We start from the raw sequence: 18623 nt of genomic DNA on the forward strand, positions 1-18623 counted from the left end.
GCTCAATCTTGGAGGTCCTCGGCGGGCAGGCGGGCGGTGAAGACGGCGCCGTTCTCGTTGTGCACCGAGACCGAGCCGCCCCGACGCTCGCACACGACCTGCACGAGCGCGAGTCCGACGCCGCGGCCGCTGGCGTCCGAGGGCTTGGTCGTGAAGCCGCGGCGGAACACCGAGGCGACCTGCTCGGGCGGGACGCCCGGCCCGGTGTCCGCCACCTGGAGCACGACCGCGTCCCCGTCGGCGAGCAGGCGTACGACGACCGTGCCCGGCGCGCCCGTGGAGGCCACCGCGTCCACGGCGTTGTCGACCAGGTTGCCGAGCACCGTACCCACGTCCGCCGACAGGTCGGGGTCGAGCCGGGGGAGTGCGCTGTCCTCGTCGAGGCGGAGCTCGACCCGGCGCTCGGCGGCGAGGCTGGTCTTGGCGATGAGCAGCGCCGCGACGGCGGGGTCCTCGACGAGCGCGGTGACGGCGTCGCTGATCTCGGCGCGGCGACGGGTGAGGGTGCCGATCAGCCGGCCCGCCTCGTCGTACTCCTGCAGCTGGAGCAGGCCGGAGATGGTGTGCAGCTGGTTGCTGAACTCGTGGGTCTGCGCGCGCAGCGTTTCGGTGACGCCCTGGCGCGCGCTGAGCTCGCTCTGCATGGCGAGCAGCTCGGTGCGGTCGCGCAACGTCACGACCGTCCCCGCCGGGCGGCCCGCGGCCTCGACCGGGTTCCGGTTGACGACCAGGAGGCGCCCGTCGACGAGGAGCACCGCGTCCTGCACCTGGTCGGCGCCGCCGAGCAGGTCGGCCACCCGGGGCTCGAGGTCGAGGTCGCGCAGCGACCGGCCCTGGGCGTCGGCGGGCAGGTTGAGGAGCTCCCGCGCGCTCTCGCTGAGCACGGTCACGACCCCGTCGGCGCTGACGGCGACCAGGCCCTCGCGGATCGAGGTCAGCAGCGCCTCGCGCTGGTCGGCGAGCGCGGCGATCTCGGCGGGCTCCAGGCCGCGGGTGCGGCGCTTGATGAGGCGGGAGAGCAGCCACGAGCCAGCGCCGCCGAGCGCGAGGCCGAGGGCGAGGAAGATCAGCAGGTCGTCGAAGGCGTTGGCGAGCCGCTCGCCGAGCGGTGGGTACCGCTCGAGCATGACGACGCCACCCACCAGCGTGCCTACGGGCGGCGGCCCGTCCTCGGGGTCGTTGTTGGCGATCACCGGGACCGACACGCCGATTGCCCGCGAGCCGCGGTCCTCGGTCTCGCCGAACGAGCGGCGCCCGACCACCTCCTGCTCGCCGAGGTCGACCGTGTCGCCCTCGCGCGTGGGGTCGGTGCTGACGAGCACGGTGCCGTCGGTGTCGGTCAGGAAGGCCACGGACGCGCCGACGTCGTCGGCGCGCTGCTGGAGCGAGAAGGCCAGCGCCATCCGGTCCGGCTCGCCCTCCAAGCCGTCCTGAACGGCAGCCGTGCTGGCGACCGCCTCGGCCGCGGCGGTCATCCGGTCACGTCGCTGGTCGCGGAAGTCCGCGTCGTTCTGCCGGACCGAGAAGACGCTGACCACGACGAGCACGACCAGCAGCACGGCGAGCTGCAGGGCCAGGAACTGGCCGGCCAGCGACACCCGTGCCGCACGTGACCACAAGTTCCACAACCTCCTTTGGTTTCCCAAGAGTGACCGCTGCCACATTCGTGACGATGCTCGTCACCACGGAACCTGACAGGAGAACCATGCTGACGGCAACACGAGTGGTCGCGACCGCGGTCGCGCTGATGGCGGTGACGACATTCGCCGGGTGCGGGGTGACCCGCGGCGACGAGAGCCGCGACCTGGCGATGTGGATCCCCAACAGCCCCGGCGGGGGGTACGACCAGACCGGCCGCGCGGCGGTGGGCGTCTTCGACCAGACCGACATCACGGGTGGCGACTTCGAGGTCACCAACATCCTCGGCGCCGGCGGCTCGGTCGCCCTGACCCGGCTGATGGGCGCGTCGGGCGACGAGCACACCCTGATGACCATGGGCCTGGGCGTGGTCGGCTCGGCGTACTCCTTCGCGCTGCCCTACAAGGTCACCGATGCCACCCCGATCGCCCAGCTGATCGAGGACCAGGAGGGCGTGCTGGTGCCGGCGGACTCGCCGTACCAGAGCATCGACGACTTCGTCGCGGCCTGGCAGGCCGACCCCTCCGGCATCGCCGTCGGCGGCGGCTCCAGCCCCGGCGGCCCCGACCACCTGTTCCCGATGCAGCTCGCCGAGGCGGTCGACATCGAGCCGTCGGAGGTCCGCTACGTGCCGTACGACGGCGGCGGGCCGCTGACCAGCGCCCTGCTCGGCGAGAAGATCGCGGTCGGCTTCTCGGGTCTCGGCGAGTTCGAGGGCCAGATCGAGGCCGGCGAGCTTCGGGTGCTCGCCGTCTCGGGCGAGGAACGGCTCACCGGCAAGTCGGTCAAGGACGCGCCGACGCTGACCGAGTCGGGCATCGACCTGGTGTTCACCAACTGGCGCGGGGTGCTCGCACCGCCGGACATCTCCGAGGAGCGTCGCGCCGAGCTGATCGGGTTCATCGAGGAGATGCACGCCACCCCACAGTGGGAGCAGGCCCTCGAGGACAACGGCTGGACCGATGCGCTGAAGACGGGCGACGAGTTCGGCGAGTTCCTGGACGAGCAGGACGCGCGCGTCGCGTCGACCCTGGAGGAGGTCGGTCTGCTGTGACCGAGACGAGCCACGAGACCACCGCGGCTGCCACCGAGCCGGTCCGGATCGACCGCGCTCAGTTCGGACTGGCCGGCTTCCTCGCCCTGCTGGGCGGCTACACCCTGTACGACGCCAGCACCCTCGAGGTCGGGTTCGCCGACCCCGTGGGCCCGCGCGTCTTCCCCTACGTCATCGGCTCGGTGCTGTTGTTGCTGGCCGTGCTGCTCGTGATCGCCACCCTGCGCGGTTCGCGCCCGGAGGCCGACGACGGCGAGGACGTCGACCTGGACACGCCCGCGGACTGGGTGACGGTCGGCAAGCTGGTCGGCGTCCTGGTCTTCACCATCGCCACCATCACCGTGCTCGGCTGGGCCATCTCCGGGGCGCTGCTCTTCGCGGGCGCCGCCTGGGCGCTCGGCAGCACCACCCTCGTGCGGGACGTGCTCGTCGGCATCGTGATGTCGGTGGCCAGCTGGTACGGCTTCTACGTCGGTCTCGGGATCCCGCTCAGCCCCGGCCTCCTGGACGGGATCCTCTGATGGACAGTCTCAACCTGCTCTGGGGCGGCCTCGAGGCCGCCGTCACCCCCGAGAACCTGCTCTGGGCCGCGCTCGGCGTGCTGCTCGGGACGTTCGTCGGCGTGCTGCCGGGCATCGGCCCGGCCATGGCCGTGGCGCTGCTGCTGCCCGTGACCTACGGGCTGGACGCCACCCAGGCCTTCATCATGTTCGCCGGCATCTACTACGGCGGCATGTACGGCGGCTCGACGACGTCGATCCTGCTCAACACCCCCGGTGAGTCGGCGTCGGTGATGACCGCCATCGAGGGCAACAAGATGGCCAAGGCGGGGCGGGCCGCGCAGGCGCTCGCCACCGCCGCCATCGGGTCGTTCATCGCTGGCACGATCGGGACCATGGGCGTGGTCTTCTTCGCCCCCGCGCTCGCCGAGGTGGCGGTCAAGATCGGCGCGCCGTCGTACCTCGCGATCACGGTGATGGCGCTGGTGCTGGTGACGGCGGTGCTCGGCAGCTCCAAGCTGCGCGGCTTCATCGCGCTCTTCATCGGCCTGACGATCGGTCTGGTCGGCCTGGACCTGAACACCGGGCAGCCGCGGCTGAGCTTCGGCACCACCCAGCTCGCGGACCGGCTCGACATCGTGGTGGTGGCGGTCGGCATCTTCGCGCTCGGCGAGGCCTTCTGGGTCGCCGCGCACCTGCGTCGTACGCCGTTGCAGATCACCCCCGTCGGCCAGCCCTTCATGGGCAAGGAGGACTGGCGGCGCTCGTGGAAGCCGTGGCTGCGGGGGACCGCGCTGGGCTTCCCGTTCGGGGCTATCCCGGCGGGCGGCGCCGAGACCCCGACCTTCCTGTCCTACCTGGCGGAGAAGAAGCTCACCAAGCACCCCGAGGAGTTCGGCAAGGGGGCGATCGAGGGCGTGGCGGGACCGGAGGCGGCCAACAACGCCTCCGCAGCCGGCACCTTCGTGCCGCTGCTGGCGATGGGGCTGCCGGTCACCGCGACCGCGACGATCATGCTGGCCGCGCTGCAGAGCTACGGCATCCAGCCGGGGCCGCAGCTGATGACCGAGCAGCCCGACCTGGTCTGGACGCTGCTGGCCAGCCTGCTGATCGGCAACACCATGCTGCTCGTCCTCAACCTGCCGCTCGCGCCGCTGTGGGCGAAGCTGCTGCGGGTGCCGCGGCCCTACCTGTACGCCGGCATCCTGTTCTTCGCCTCGCTCGGTGCCTACACGGTCAACCTGGACGCATTCGACCTGTTCCTGCTGCTGATCTTCGGGCTGCTCGGCCTGGCCATGCGCCGCTTCGGCCTGCCGGTGCTGCCGCTGATCCTCGGCGTCATCCTCGGGCCGATCATGGAGTCCAAGCTCCGCGAGGCGCTGGCCCTCTCCGGCGGGGACGCCTCCGGGCTGGTGAACGAGCCGTTGTCGGTGATCGTCTACGTGCTGATCGCCCTGTTCCTGGTCGTGCCGATCGCGGCGCGTTTCCTGCTCCCGTCGCGGTTCGACCGGACGAACGACCCCGCTGACGACGGCCCGGCCGACGGCCCGTCCGACGATCGAGAGCTGGTGGACCGATGAGCACGATCCTGGTGGGCTTCACGCCCGACGAGTACGGCCGGGCGGCGGTGCGGCACGCCGCCGTCGAGGCCCGCCAGCGTGGCTACGACCTGCTGATCGTGAACGGCAGCAAGGGCGACGCGTACGTCGACCAGCGCTTCGCCGCCCCGGAGGTCTTCGAGCACGTCGGGGACGACCTGGACGGGGTCGACGTCGAGGTGCGCCAGCCGGTCGTCGCCGACGTGGCCGACGAGCTGCTCAGGATCGCCGAGGAGGAGCGGGTCCGGCTCATCGTGCTCGGCATGCGGAGGCGTACGCCCGTCGGCAAGCTGTTGATGGGCAGCGTCGCCCAGCGGGTCATCCTCGGCGCGCACTGCCCCGTGCTCACCGTGAAGCCGGACACGGAGCCGGTCTGAGCGCTGGTCGAGGACGTATGCCGCTGGTTGAGGTGCTCCGGCGCGAGGTACGAGCGGAGGGGCCTCGAAACCCGTCTTGTCGAGAGTCGGCCTCGGTCGGGGTCGTCGTGCGTCTTGCCGGGTTTCGAGGCTCAGGACTTCGTCCCTCGCACCTCAACCAGCGTGGTCGTGCCGCTGGTTGAGGTGCTCCGGAGCGAGGTACGAGCGGAGGGGCCTCGAAACCCGTCTTGTCGAGAGTCGGCCTCGATCGAGGCCGTCGTACGTCTTGCTGGGTTTCGAGGCTCGGGCCTTGGCGGCCCTCGCGCCTCAACCAGCGTCGGGGCGGGCTCGACCGGCGTGTGCCGCTGGTTGAGGTGCTCCGGAGCGAGGTACGAGCGGAGGGGCCTCGAAACCCGTCTTGTCGAGAGTCGGCCTCGATCGGGGGCCGTCGTACGTCTCGCCGGGTTTCGAGGCTCGTCGCTGGAGCTCCTCGCACCTCAACCAGCGTCGTCGGGGCCACCTCGACCGGCGTGTGCCGCTGGTTGAGGTGCTCCGGAGCGAGGTACGAGCGGAGGGGCCTCGAAACCCGTCTTGTCGAGCGTCGGCCTCGATCGGGGCCGTCGTAGGTCTTGCTGGGTTTCGAGGCTCGTCGCTGGAGCTCCTCGCACCTCAACCAGCGTCGGGGCAGGCTCGGGCCTGGCGGCCCTCGCACCTCAACCAGCGTGCGGCAGTTCGCGGACGTGGGCTCCGGGCGGTCATACTCGGGAACGACCATGAGCCAGACCACCGAGACGTCCCCTGCCCGCGACCTGCTGTCCGTAGCCCTCGTGACCCTCGGGTGCGCCCGCAACGAGGTCGACTCCGAGGAGCTGGCCGGCCGGCTGGAGGCCGACGGCTTCCTGCTGGTCGATGACCCGGAGGACGCCGACACGGTCGTCGTCAACACCTGCGGCTTCGTCGAGGCGGCCAAGAAGGACTCGGTCGACACCCTGCTGGAGGCCGCCGACCTCAAGGAGTCCGGCCGCACGCAGGCGGTCGTGGCGGTCGGCTGCATGGCCGAGCGGTACGGCAAGGACCTCGCCGAGTCGCTGCCCGAGGCCGACGCGGTGCTGGGTTTCGACGACTACCCCGACATCGCGGCGCGGCTGCGCTCGATCGTGGCGGGGGAGACCCACCAGGCGCACACCCCGCAGGATCGGCGCCGGCTGTTGCCGATCTCGCCGGCCGAGCGCGACGCCTCCGCGCTGAGCGTGCCCGGTCACGCCGTCGCCACCAGCGGCGACGTCGGGATCGGCGGCCCGCTCACCGGACCCCGCGGCCTGCGCCGCCGCCTCGACGGCGGCCCGATGGCTCCGCTGAAGCTGGCCAGCGGCTGTGACCGGCGCTGCACGTTCTGCGCGATCCCGGCCTTCCGCGGCTCCTTCGTCAGCCGCCGGCCCGCCGACGTGCTGGTCGAGGCGCAGTGGCTGGCGAGCCAGGGCGTCCGCGAGCTCTTCCTGGTCTCGGAGAACTCCACGTCGTACGGCAAGGACCTCGGCGACCTGCGACTGCTCGAGACGCTGCTGCCCGAGTTGGCCGCGGTCGACGGCGTCGAGCGGGTCCGGGTCTCCTACCTCCAGCCGGCCGAGACCCGCCCGGGTCTGGTCGAGGCGATCGCGAGCACCCCCGGCGTGGTGCCGTACTTCGACCTCTCCTTCCAGCACGCCAGCGCGACGGTGCTGCGGCGGATGCGTCGCTTCGGCGACCCCGAGAGCTTCCTGGGCCTGCTCGACCGGATCCGCGCGCTGGCGCCGACCGCCGGCGTGCGCTCCAACGTCATCGTCGGCTTCCCGGGCGAGACCGAGGACGAGTTCCAGACGCTGTGCGACTTCCTGGTCGCCGCGCGGATGGACGTCACCGGGGTGTTCGGCTACTCCGACGAGGACGGCACCGAGGCCGCGTCGTACGACGGGAAGCTCGACGAGGACGAGGTCCGCGCCCGCACCGAGCACGTGCAGTCGCTCGTCGAGGAGCTCAACGCCCAGCGGGCCGAGGAGCGGATCGGCGAGATCGTCGAGGTGCTCGTCGAGTCCGTCGAGGACGGCGAGGTCGCCGGACGGGCCGCGCACCAGGGTCCCGAGGTGGACGGTACGACGTACCTCGACCGGCCGGGTCCGCAGGTCGGGGACCTCGTGCGCGCCGAGGTGGTCGCCACCGACGGCGTCGACCTGATCGCGAAGGAGGTCTGAATGACCGGGACCGAGCAGCAGCGGGTGAGCAACTTCAACCTGCCCAACGTCCTCACGACCCTGCGGATCGTGCTGGTCCCGTTCTTCGCCTGGGCGCTGCTCATCGACGGCGGCGAGTCGGCGGTGTGGCGCACCGTGGCGTGGGTGATCTTCGCGGTCGCGATGATCACCGACAAGATCGACGGCGACATCGCCCGCTCGCGCAACCTGGTCACCGACTTCGGCAAGATCGCCGACCCGATCGCCGACAAGGCGATCACCGGGATGGCCTTCATCGGGCTCTCGATCGTCGGCGACATCTGGTGGTGGGTCACCATCCTCGTGCTGCTGCGCGAGTGGAGCGTCACGCTGCTGCGCCTGTCGGTGCTGAAGAAGGTCGTGATCGCGGCCAAGGACCTCGGGAAGCTGAAGACGACGTTCCAGGCACTGGCGCTCGGCGGGCTGATCCTGCCGCTGCGCGACGCGGACCTCCCGAGCGCGCTGCAGACGCCGGGCGAGGTCGTGTTCTACGTGTCGCAGGCGTGCCTCGCCGTCGCCGTCGCGCTGACCCTGTGGTCGGGCTACGAGTTTTACCGCGACGTGTGGCGGCAGCGCGCCAGCCTGCGCTGAGCCGGGCGAGGCTCCCGGGCACGGGGGGAGGCGACGGTTAAGGTGCCGGAGCCAACCAATCGCCCTCGGGAAGGCCCGTCGCCGTGTCCGCTCCGCATTCCTCCCGGCGCCTGTGGCGCGCCGTCGCCTCCGCCACCGCCCTCGGGCTGGCCGGCACCGCCCTCAGCGTCGTGGCCGCTCCAGCGGCCCACGCCGCCGACCCGGTCGAGCTGCAGCTGCTCAACCTCAACGACTTCCACGGCCGCATCGACGCCGACACCACGAAGTTCGCGACGACGGTCGAGGGCCTGCGGGCCGCCGAGCCGAACACCCTGCTGCTCTCGGCCGGCGACAACGTCGGGGCCACGGTGTTCGCCTCCAGCACCCAGCAGGACAACCCAACGATCGACGTCCTCAACGCCCTCGGCCTGAAGAGCTCGGCGGTCGGCAACCACGAGTTCGACAAGGGCGCGGCCGACCTCACCGGCCGGATCGAGGCCCGCGCCGACTGGCGCTACCTCGGCGCGAACGTCTACCGCAAGGGCACCACCACGCCCGCGCTCCCGGAGTACGACACCTTCGAGGTCGGCGGGGTCACGGTGGGGGTCATCGGGGTCGTCACGCAGGAGACCGCGACCGCCGTCACGCCCGCCGGCATCGCCGACCTGGAGTTCGGCGACCCGGTCGAGGCCGTCAACCGGGTGGCCGGCCGGCTGACCGACGGCGTCCCGGGCAACGGCGAGGCCGACGTCGTGGTGGCCGAGTACCACGAGGGCGCCGGCCAGGGAGAGGCCGACTCGACGCTGGCCGGGGAGGTCGCGAAGGGTGGGGCGTTCGCCTCCATCGTCGAGGACACCTCGGCCGCGGTCGACGTCATCTTCACCGCGCACACGCACGCGACCTACGCCTGGGACGCCCCCGTCCCGGACGGCGAGGGGGCGACCCGCCCGATCGTGCAGACCGGGTCGTACGGCGCCCACGTCGGCCGGGTCACGCTGACCTACGACCCCGACACCGACACCGTCACGTCGTACGACGCCACGAACGTGCCGCGCGTCGCCGAGGCGAACACCGCGCTCCCCGCGGTCGCGAAGGTGAAGGGCATCGTGGACGCCGCGCTCGCCCACGCCGCCCAGGTCGGCAACCAGCCCATCGGCCGCCAGGTCGGCGACATCACCACGGCCTACACGGGCGGGACGTACGCCAACGGGCGCTACACCGGAGGCACCCGCGACGACCGGTCCGGGGAGTCGACGCTCGGCAACCTGGTGGCCGAGACCCTGCTGGCCGGTCCCGCGGCCGGTGACCCCGACTTCGGCGTCACCAACCCCGGCGGTCTGCGGGCCGAGCTGCTCGCCGCCGGCGACACCGCCCAGAATCCGCTCAACGCCGACCGCGTCGTCACGTACGCCGAGGCCGCGGCCGTGCTGCCCTTCGGCAACACGGTCGCCCTGGTGGAGATGACCGGGGCGCAGATCGACGAGCTGTTCGAGCAGCAGTGGCGTGAGGACGCGGAGGAGCCGTACCTCCAGCTCGGCGTCTCGGACAACCTGCGCGTCACCGCCGACCCGAGCCGCCCCGCCGGGGACCGGATCACCTCGATCCGGCTCGACGGCACGCTGCTGCAGCCGGCGACGTCGTACACCGTCTCGACGCTGAGCTTCCTGGCCGGCGGCGCCGACGGCTTCACGGCCTTCCGCCAGGGCGAGGTGACCGACACGGGCATCCTCGACATCGAGATGTTCGCCGACCACCTGCGCAGGGCCGAGACGGTCCGGCCGGACTACGCCCGTCAGCAGGTCGAGGTGAGCGGCACGCTGCCCGCCACGGTCGGCGCGGGCGACGAGGTCGACGTGGACCTCGCCGACCTGGACCTCACGTCGCAGGGCAGCCCCGCCAACACCCGGGTGAAGGCGTTCGCCGTCTCCGGGGCGAGCTACCGCGAGCTCGGCACCTTCCCGGTCACGAACGGCGCCGCCTCGGTCGACCTGACCGTGCCCGCGGACCTGGCGGGGGAGCAGGGTCTCGCGCTGATCGCCGAGCCCAGCCGGACCCTCGTCGGTGCCGCGCTACCCAAGCTGCCCTCGACGCTGAGCGCGCCGCTGCCGGCGAAGCTGACCTACGGCCAGGCCTGGTCGATCCCGGTGACCGTCGGCGGCCCGCTCCTGCCCTCGGGACGGGTGCGGCTGATGGACGGTGACCGGCTGGTCCGGCGCGCCGACCTGGTCGACGGCAAGGTCACGATCTCCGTCGCCGGCCGGAGCCTCGCGCCGGGCTACCACCGGCTCCGCGTCGCCTACCTCGGCGACGACAACCTCGGCTCCAACGCCGGGAGGGAGATCCGGGTGGGCGTCGCGAAGGCCACCCCGCGGAAGCTCCTGGTCGACGTCAAGGCCAAGCGGATCGTCGTACGCCGCCACCGGCCGCTGCTCGCCGTCCGGGTACGCCCGCCGGCCGGGCTGGACAGCGTCAGCGGGGACGTCCGGGTCGTCATCAAGGGCGGCAAGCGGGCGCGGCTGCGGCTCGTCAACGGCCGCGCGGTGATGTGGCTGCCCACCTTCCGGTTCCCGGGGCGCAAGCGGATCGACATCACCTACCTGGGGACCACCACCGTCAAGCGGGCCACCCGCACGATCCGGGTGCGCGTCACGCGGCGCTGAGCCGCCCTCGCTCCGACCCGGCGCCGGGCGGGTCCTCCGGGACCCCGCCCGGCGTCCGGCGTTTCCGGCAACGGTAGAACCCGACAAAGAATTGCCGGTCCTTTGGCGGAGCCTGCAGTAGTCGTCCGGTCGTGATCCGTCTTGGGTCAAAGCGTTACGTCGCGTTCATCGAATGTCCGGACAACGGCCCGAATCGGCGGGTTACGGTCCCCCCGGTTCGATCGTGCCCCCGAAAGGTCCCCCACGTGTCCTCACGCACCCGGCTGCACCTGTCCTCCGCTCTCGGCCTCGGACTCGCCGTCACCGGCCTCCAGCTGGTCGCCACCCCCTCGGCCCTGGCCAACCCCGCCGGCACCGGCCTGGTGATCAACGAGGTGTACGGCGGTGGCGGCAACGGCGGCGCCGCCTTCACCAACGACTTCATCGAGCTGCACAACCCGAGCTCGCAGCCGATCTCGGTCAACGGGCTAAGCCTGCAGTACCGCGCCGCCGGCGGTTCCGGTGCACCCGGCTCGTCGAACGTCTTCGCTCTCCCGAACAAGACGATCCAGCCGGGTGGCTACTTCCTGGTTCAGGCCGCGGCGGGCACGACGGTGACGGACAAGCCACTGCCGGTGACCCCCGACGCCCAGACGACCGGCAGCACGCTCAGTCTGTCGGGCACCGGCGGTCAGATCTTCCTGGCCAACGGTACGGGCGCGGTCGACCCGGGCACGGGCACGATCTCGAACCCGAACGTCATCGACTTCGTCGGCTGGGGCACGTCGACGACCAGCTACGAGGGCACTCCGGTGGCGCCGGCCACGCGCAACACCGCGCCCGCCACCGCCAACGGCACCTCGATCTCCCGCAAGACCACCGGCAGCCCGGCGGTCGTCCAGGACACCGACTCCAACGCGGACGACTTCGCGGCCGCGGCAGCGCCGAGCCCGACCAGCACGTCGGTGCCCGAGCCGCTCGACGCGACCGACCCGGGCGACAAGTCCGTGTTCGTCGGCGGCGCGCTCACCGTCAACCTCGCGGCGAGCGGCGGCACCCCGCCGTACACCTGGCAGTCGACGGCCCTGCCCGACGGCCTCACCCTGACCGGCAGCCAGATCGCGGGCAGCCCCATGCAGACGGGCACCACCGAGGTGACCGTCACCGCCACCGACTCCGCGACGCCCACCCCGGCCACGTCCAGCGAGACCTTCACGATCACGGTGACGGCCGCGCCCGACATCCGCCCGATCGCCGAGATCCAGGGGACGGGTCCGCGCTCGCCCCTGGCACCGGCGACCGGCAACGGCTCGGGCACGACGGTGGTGTCGACCGAGGGCGTCGTCACCGCGGTCTACCCCTCCGGTGGCTTCAACGGCGTCTACATCCAGACGCCGGGCGCGGACACCCCGGACGCCTCCGACGGCATCTTCGTCTACGGCGGGCCGACCAACGCCAACGTGCCCTCGACGCTCGCCATCGGCGACTCCGTGCGCGTGACCGGCCCGGTCGCCGAGTTCAACAACCTGACCCAGATCGTCCCGGGCGCGGGCGGGGTCACGACGCTGGAGACCAGCCTCGGCACGGTCACCCCGAAGTCGGTCGCGTACCCGACCACCGATGCCGAGCGCGAGGTCCTCGAGGGCGAGCTGATCGCCCCGACCGGTGACTTCACGGTCACCAACAACTACAACATCAACACCTTCGCCGAGATCGGCCTCGCGACCGGCACGACTCCGCTGAAGCAGATGACCGAGCACGCCGCTCCGAGCGACAAGCCGGCCATCGACGCCGTCAAGGCCGAGAACGCCGCCCGCGGCGTCCTGCTCGACGACGGCTCCTCGCTCAACTACATGACCAACGCGCAGGCCAAGAACCAGCCGCTGCCGTGGCTGAGCACGGCCAACCCGGTCCGGGTCGGTGCCCGGGCGACCTTCACCGGCCCGGTCGTCCTCGACTGGCGCAACAACGCCTGGAAGCTCCAGCCCACCGAGCAGGTGACCGACGAGGGCGCGGACGTCGCGACCTTCTCCGACACCCGCGCGGCCAACCTGGTGCCGCAGAACGTCGGCGGCGACCTGAAGATCGCGACGTTCAACGTCCTCAACTACTTCAACACCACGGGGCACGCCTACGTCGACTCCGGCGCGCAGCAGAACCCGCCGATCGTCACGCACTGCGCCTACTACAAGGACCGCGCCGGCAACGACATCGGCAACGACCAGTGCGGCGTCAAGCAGCCCGGCGAGACCTACACCAGCTCCAACCCGAACGACGGGCGCGGCCCGCGCGGCGCGGCGACCGACGCCAGCCTGGCCCGCCAGGAGGCCAAGCTCGTCCACACCATCAACGCGCTCGGCGCCGACGTCGTGGGCCTGGAGGAGATCGAGAACTCGATCAAGCTCCCGGGTGAGTCCAACCGCGACGACGCGGTCGCCGACCTGGTCGGCCTCCTCAACGACGCCGACCCGGGCACCTGGGCCTACGTCCGCAGCCCCGGCGAGGCGATGACCGCCGCCGCGGTCGCCGAGCAGGACGTCATCCGGCCCGCCTTCATCTACAAGCGCGACCGGGTGGAGCCCGTCGGCCAGTCCGACATCCTGTTCGGCACCGACCAGTTCGCCAACGCCCGCGAGCCGCTCGCCCAGGCGTTCAAGGCCAAGGGCGCGCCCGACTCCGACGCGTTCGCGGTGATCGTCAACCACTTCAAGTCCAAGGGTGACAACGCCGACCCCGCCCCGCCGGCCGGCGGCGACAACGCCAACGACACCGAGACCGGCGTCGGTGCGTTCAACGGCGACCGCACCCGCCAGGCCGCGCGCCTGGTGGAGTTCGCCGACGACTTCGCCGCCGAGCGCGACATCGACGCGGTCTTCCTCGCCGGTGACTTCAACGCCTACACCAAGGAGCAGCCGATCACGGTCCTCGAGGACGGCGGCTTCGAGCTGATCGAGTCCGACCAGCCCGGCGACGAGTCGTACTCCTACAACGGCCTCTCCGGCTCGCTCGACCACGTCCTCGGCAACGAGGCCGCGATGGCCATGGTGACCGGGGCCGACATCTGGGAGATCAACGCCAACGAGTCGGTGGCCTTCCAGTACAGCCGCTTCAACTACAACCTGACGAACTTCTGGCAGCCGGACCGGCCGTTCGCGACCTCCGACCACAACCCGGAGATCGTGGGCATCGAGGTCCCGGACTTCACGCCCACGGACTACCAGGAGATCCAGGTCCTCGGCACCAACGACTTCCACGGTCGCCTGCTGCCCGACGCGGGCAACGCGGCCGGGGCGGCGCCGTTCGCCACGGCGGTCGAGGAGCTGCGCCAGGAGAACCCGAACACCGTCTTCGCGGCGGCCGGTGACCTCGTGGGCGCCTCGACGTTCGAGTCGTTCGTCCAGGACGACGAGCCGACGATCGACGCCCTCAACGCGATGGGCCTCGAGGTCTCGGCCGCGGGCAACCACGAGTTCGACCGCGGGTACGACGACCTCGTCGGCCGCATCCAGAACCTGGCCGACTGGGAGTACATCGCGGCCAACGTCGACGTCGAGCCCGGCATGACCGACCTCGCGGAGCAGTGGACCAAGACGATCGACGGCAAGCGGATCGGCTTCGTGGGAGCGGTGACCGAGGACCTCCCGGCCCTGGTCAACCCGGCCGGCATCGAGGGCGTCACCGTCACCGACGTGGTGGACGCGACGAACGCCGCCGCGGCCGCGCTCCGCTCCGGCCCCGAGCCCGTCGACCTCGTGGTGCTCCTGGTGCACGAGGGCTCGCCCTCGACCGACTGCGCGTCGTCCAGCTTCACCGACGCCGCCACCACCTGGGGCAACATCGTCCAGAACACCTCGGCCGACGTGGACGCGATCATCTCGGGCCACACCCACCTCGCCTACAACTGCCGCTTCCCGGTCGCGGACTGGGTCTCCGGTGACCGATCGGTGACCAAGCGCCCGGTGGTCTCGGCGGGCCAGTACGGCACCAACCTCAACAAGCTGGTGTTCAAGTTCGACACCACCACCGACGAGCTCGTCGCCGTCACCCAGGACGTCGTGGCGGCGGCCGGCGTCGGGTACGCCGCGGACCCGACGGTCCAGGGCATCGTCGACGACGCGGTGGACTTCGCGGCCGTCGAAGGTGCGAAGCCGCTGGGCAAGATGGACGGCCGGTTCGACCGGGCGACCTACCGCGCGCAGAACACCGACATCGAGAACCGCGGTGGCGAGTCCACGCTGAGCAACCAGGTGGCCGAGGTGCAGCGCTGGGCGACCCAGCAGGCGGGCATCGACACCGACCTCGCCCTGATGAACCCGGGCGGCCTGCGCGCCGACATGCCGGGCACGGCCGAGGGCGACCTGCGCAGCCTGTCCTACCGCCAGGCCGCCGACGTCCAGCCGTTCGCCAACACGCTGGTCAACCTGAAGCTCACCGGTGTCCAGCTGGAGGAGGTGCTGGAGGAGCAGTGGCAGCGCAACGCCGCGGGCGGCGTGCCGTCGCGACCGTTCCTGCGCCTCGGTGTCTCGGCCGGGTTCACCTACACCTACACCGAGAAGGCCGTGACGGTCTCCGTGCCGAACGCGGCGCCCGTCAACACCTTCGTGGGCGAGGTCACCGGCATGTGGCTCGACGGCGAGCCCGTCGACCCGGCCGCGTCGTACTCCGTGACGGTCAACTCGTTCCTCGGCGGCGGGGGCGACAACTTCTGGACCCTCGCCGACGGCACGGACAAGGTCGACACCGGCAAGGTCGACCTCGAGGCGATGGTCGACTACATGGCGCAGTATCAGAGCGTCGCGAACCCGCTGGCGGTCGACTATCGCCAGCGCGGGGTGGAGGTGACCTTCCCGGCGGGCGCACCCCAGACCTACGCGCCGGGCGCGACGGTCGCCTTCGACGTCGCCTCGTGGTCGATGTCGGCCGCGGACGACGCTCGCGACCAGCTGCTGCAGGTCAAGCTCGGTGACGAGGTGCTCGGCACCGCGACGGTCAACAACACGGTCGGCACGACGCCGTACGACAACACCGGCACCGCGGCGGTCAGCGTGCCGCTGCCCGCGCAGGGCCTGCCCGACGGGCGGACCACGCTGATGCTGGTCGGCCCGGAGACGGGCACCGAGGTCCCGGTGGAGATCACCGTCGACGACGGCGAGCAGGTCGTGCAGGTCCTGGCGACCAACGACTTCCACGGCCGGATCCCGCAGACCGCCTCCAACGGCGAGGCCGGTGCCGCCGTCCTCGCCGGTGCGGTCAAGCAGCTGCGCGCGCAGAACCCGGACACGGTCTTCGCGGCCGCGGGCGACCTGATCGGCGCCTCCACGTTCGACTCGTTCGTGCAGCGCGACAAGCCCACCATCGACGCCCTCAACGAGGCCGGTCTCGACGTCTCGGCCGTGGGCAACCACGAGCTCGACGGCGGGTACGCCGACCTCATGGAGCGCGTGCTGGCCGACTACGACGCCGAGGACAACCCGCTCGGCGGGGCCGAGTGGCAGTACATCGCCGCCAACCTGAAGATGAAGGCCACCGGCGACGACGCCGTGCCCGCGACCTTCCTGCAGGAGTTCGGCAACGTCCAGATCGGGTTCGTCGGGGCCGTCACCGAGGACCTGCCGAGCCTGGTGAACCCCGACGGGATCGCCGAGCTCGACGTCCGCGACATCGTCGAGTCGGTCAACGCCGAGGCGACGGAGCTGAAGGCCGACGGTGCCGACGCGGTGATCATGCTGGTCCACGAGGGTGCCCCGAGCACCGCGTGCGCCCCGCAGAACCAGCCGGGCACGACCTGGGGCGACATCGTGACCGGCGTCAACGCCGACGTCGACGCGATCGTCTCGGGCCACACCCACCTCGCCTACGACTGCAGGTTCCCGGTCGCGGCGTGGGCGGACCGCCCCGTCAAGGAGCGCCCGGTGGTCTCGGCCGGCCAGTACGGCATGAACCTGAACCAGCTGAAGCTCACCTTCGACAACGACGCCGAGCTGCAGTCGATCCAGCAGGCGCTGCTGCCGCTCATGGGTCCGGACCCCGACGGCTCCGGCCCCGGCCTGCCGCCGGCGCTCTACCCGGTCGACCCGGCGACCAAGTCGATCGTCGACGCGGCCGTCACGGCCGCCGGACCGATCGGCGACCAGGTGCTCGGTCAGATCGCGGCGCCGTTCAGCCGGGCCAAGTACAGCAACGGCACGGAGAACCGCGGCAGCTCGTCGACGGCGGGCAACCTGATCGCCGAGGTCCAGCGCTGGGCGACCCCGGAGCGGCTGGGTGCCCAGATCGCCTTCATGAACCCCGGTGGCATCCGTGGCGACATGGTCGGCAGCGGGTCGGGCGCGTTCCCGCGCGACCTGACCTACCGGCAGGCCGCCAACGTCCAGTCGTTCGCCAACTCGCTGATCAACATGCGGCTCACCGGTGACCAGATCAAGGCCGCCCTCGAGCAGCAGTGGCAGCGGACGGCGGCGGGCGCCGTACCGACCCGGGCGTTCCTGCGCCTCGGTGTCTCGGAGGGCTTCACCTACACCTACGAGGAGATCGACGACCCGGCCATCGCGGGCGCCAAGAAGGGCGTCGTGACGGGGATGTGGCTCGACGGTGAGCCGATCGACCCGGCCGCGACGTACTCCGTGACGGTCAACTCCTTCCTCTCGCCGGGCGGAGACAACTTCCGCGCCTTCGCCGGGGGAACCCAGAAGACCGACTGGGGCATGACCGACCTGCAGTCGATGGTCGACTACTTCGACGAGTTCGGCTCCGGCACGGAGTCGATCGAGCCGGCGTACGACCAGCGGGCCGTGCAGGTGCAGTTCCCGGCCGATGCTCCGGCGTCGTACGAGCCGGGCGGCACGGTGTCCTTCGACCTGGCGGCGCTCGCGATGACGGGCTCGGCGGCCGGTGTCGCGGACAAGAAGGACGCCACGGTCGAGGTGTTCCTCGGGGAGGAGTCGCTCGGCACCGCCACCGTGGACAACTCGACCGGCGAGGCGCCCGACAACAACACCACGGTGAAGGACGCCGGCAAGGCGAGCGTCACGGTCGACCTGCCCGACGACCTCCCGCCCGGCCCGGTCACCCTCACGGTCCGGGGCGCCACGACCGGCACCGAGATCCCGGTGGTCGTCGAGGTCGCCGAGGTCGCGGCGGCGGCGACGGTCGCCGCCGAGGGCGACTCGGTCACCTGGGGTCAGGCGGCCTCGATCGACGTCACCGTCAGCGGCAACCGGGGCACGCCGACCGGCACGGTCGAGGTCCGGGACGGCGCGACCGTCCTGGGGTCCGCCCCGCTGGTCGACGGGGCGGCCACGGTCGCCATCGCGGCCCGGTCGGTCGAGCCGGGCGAGCACGACCTGTCGGTCGTCTACTCCGGCGACGACATCTACGACGAGGTGTCCGAGGACGTCGTCCTGACGGTCGCGAAGGCGACCAGCCCGATCGCGGCCGACAACGTGTCGTTCCGCTACGGCAAGGCAGCCACGGTCCGGGTCCGGCTGGACCCGAGTGCCACCGGGAGCGTCTCGGTCCGGGCCGGGAACCGGGTGCTCGGCTCGGCTGCGGTCGCCGCCGGGGTGGCCGTGGTGACCCTGCCGGCGAAGTCGCTGACGCCGGGGACCACGACGCTGACGGCGTCGTACTCCGGGGACGGCCGGTTCGGTCCGGGGTCGGCCACGCTGACCGCGCGGATCGCCAAGGCGACCTCGAGGACCCGAGGCACGGTCACGCCGAAGAAGATCGTGGTCAGGAAGACCCGGGCCACCGTGCGCGTCGTGGTCACCGGTGCGGACGGCGTGCGGGCCACCGGCAAGGTGAGGATCACCGTTGCGGGTCAACGAACGAAGACGGTCACGGTCCGCAACGGCCGGGCGGCGCTGAGGCTGGCGCCGTTCACCAGCACGGGCCGGAAGAGCGTCACCGTGCGTTACCTCGGCAGTGACCTGCTGGAGCCGAGCAACGACCGGCTGTCCCTGACGGTGCGCCGCAAGCGGTAGCCCGGGACGGAGCTCGGCGGGAGTCGGTCCTCAGGACCGG

General features: G+C 71.6%; 9 protein-coding genes. 8 read left to right on the plus strand and 1 reads right to left on the minus strand.

Annotated elements, in window-relative coordinates:
- Positions 1-2 precede the first annotated feature (2 nt).
- The gene (locus VMF51_RS15665; RefSeq protein WP_325475388.1) at positions 3-1619 is read right to left on the minus strand and encodes a sensor histidine kinase; all 1617 of its coding nucleotides are present in this window, start codon (positions 1617-1619) and stop codon (positions 3-5) included.
- Positions 1620-1705: 86 nt separating this feature from the next.
- Here VMF51_RS15665 and VMF51_RS15670 point away from each other — a divergent pair, with 86 nt between their 5' ends.
- From VMF51_RS15670 to VMF51_RS15705, 8 genes are all read left to right on the plus strand, one after another.
- Positions 1706-2692 carry a Bug family tripartite tricarboxylate transporter substrate binding protein gene (locus VMF51_RS15670; RefSeq protein WP_325475389.1) on the plus strand — a complete coding sequence of 329 codons (987 nt, stop codon included), beginning with the start codon at positions 1706-1708 and terminating at the stop codon, positions 2690-2692.
- Positions 2689-3213, plus strand: coding sequence for a tripartite tricarboxylate transporter TctB family protein (locus tag VMF51_RS15675; protein ID WP_325475390.1), 525 nt, complete (start codon positions 2689-2691; stop codon positions 3211-3213). Before VMF51_RS15670 ends, VMF51_RS15675 begins: the two co-directional genes overlap by 4 nt.
- The gene (locus VMF51_RS15680) at positions 3213-4772 is read left to right on the plus strand and encodes a tripartite tricarboxylate transporter permease (protein ID WP_325475391.1); all 1560 of its coding nucleotides are present in this window, start codon (positions 3213-3215) and stop codon (positions 4770-4772) included. Before VMF51_RS15675 ends, VMF51_RS15680 begins: the two co-directional genes overlap by 1 nt.
- Positions 4769-5167 (plus strand): universal stress protein, encoded by a 399-nt coding sequence (locus VMF51_RS15685; protein WP_325475392.1) that lies wholly within the window; start codon positions 4769-4771, stop codon positions 5165-5167. The genes VMF51_RS15680 and VMF51_RS15685 overlap by 4 nt, the downstream gene beginning before the upstream one ends.
- Positions 5168-5958: 791 nt before the next feature.
- Complete coding sequence (rimO, locus tag VMF51_RS15690) at positions 5959-7374, plus strand: 30S ribosomal protein S12 methylthiotransferase RimO (RefSeq protein WP_325475423.1); 1416 nt, start codon at positions 5959-5961, stop codon at positions 7372-7374.
- Entirely contained in the window at positions 7375-7983 is a 609-nt protein-coding gene (gene pgsA / locus VMF51_RS15695; RefSeq protein ID WP_325475393.1) for a CDP-diacylglycerol--glycerol-3-phosphate 3-phosphatidyltransferase, read from the plus strand.
- An 83-nt stretch (positions 7984-8066) separates the two neighbouring features.
- Complete coding sequence (locus VMF51_RS15700) at positions 8067-10622, plus strand: 5'-nucleotidase C-terminal domain-containing protein (protein WP_325475394.1); 2556 nt, start codon at positions 8067-8069, stop codon at positions 10620-10622.
- Positions 10623-10867: 245 nt separating this feature from the next.
- On the plus strand, positions 10868-18583 hold the full coding sequence (locus VMF51_RS15705; protein WP_325475395.1) for an ExeM/NucH family extracellular endonuclease: 7716 nt from the start codon (positions 10868-10870) through the stop codon (positions 18581-18583).
- Positions 18584-18623: the final 40 nt, after the last annotated feature.

Origin of the sequence: Nocardioides sp. (assembly GCF_035503875.1) — a bacterium.
Taxonomy (GTDB): Bacteria; Actinomycetota; Actinomycetes; order Propionibacteriales; family Nocardioidaceae; genus Nocardioides.

Bases quoted from the DNA above. Each gene is read 5' to 3' on its own strand.
- VMF51_RS15680 (WP_325475391.1), top strand. From the start codon at position 3,213: ATGGACAGTCTCAACCTGCTCTGGGGCGGCCTCGAGGCCGCCGTCACC.
- VMF51_RS15685 (WP_325475392.1), top strand. From the start codon at position 4,769: ATGAGCACGATCCTGGTGGGCTTCACGCCCGACGAGTACGGCCGGGCG.
- VMF51_RS15670 (WP_325475389.1), top strand. From the start codon at position 1,706: ATGCTGACGGCAACACGAGTGGTCGCGACCGCGGTCGCGCTGATGGCG.
- pgsA (WP_325475393.1), top strand. From the start codon at position 7,375: ATGACCGGGACCGAGCAGCAGCGGGTGAGCAACTTCAACCTGCCCAAC.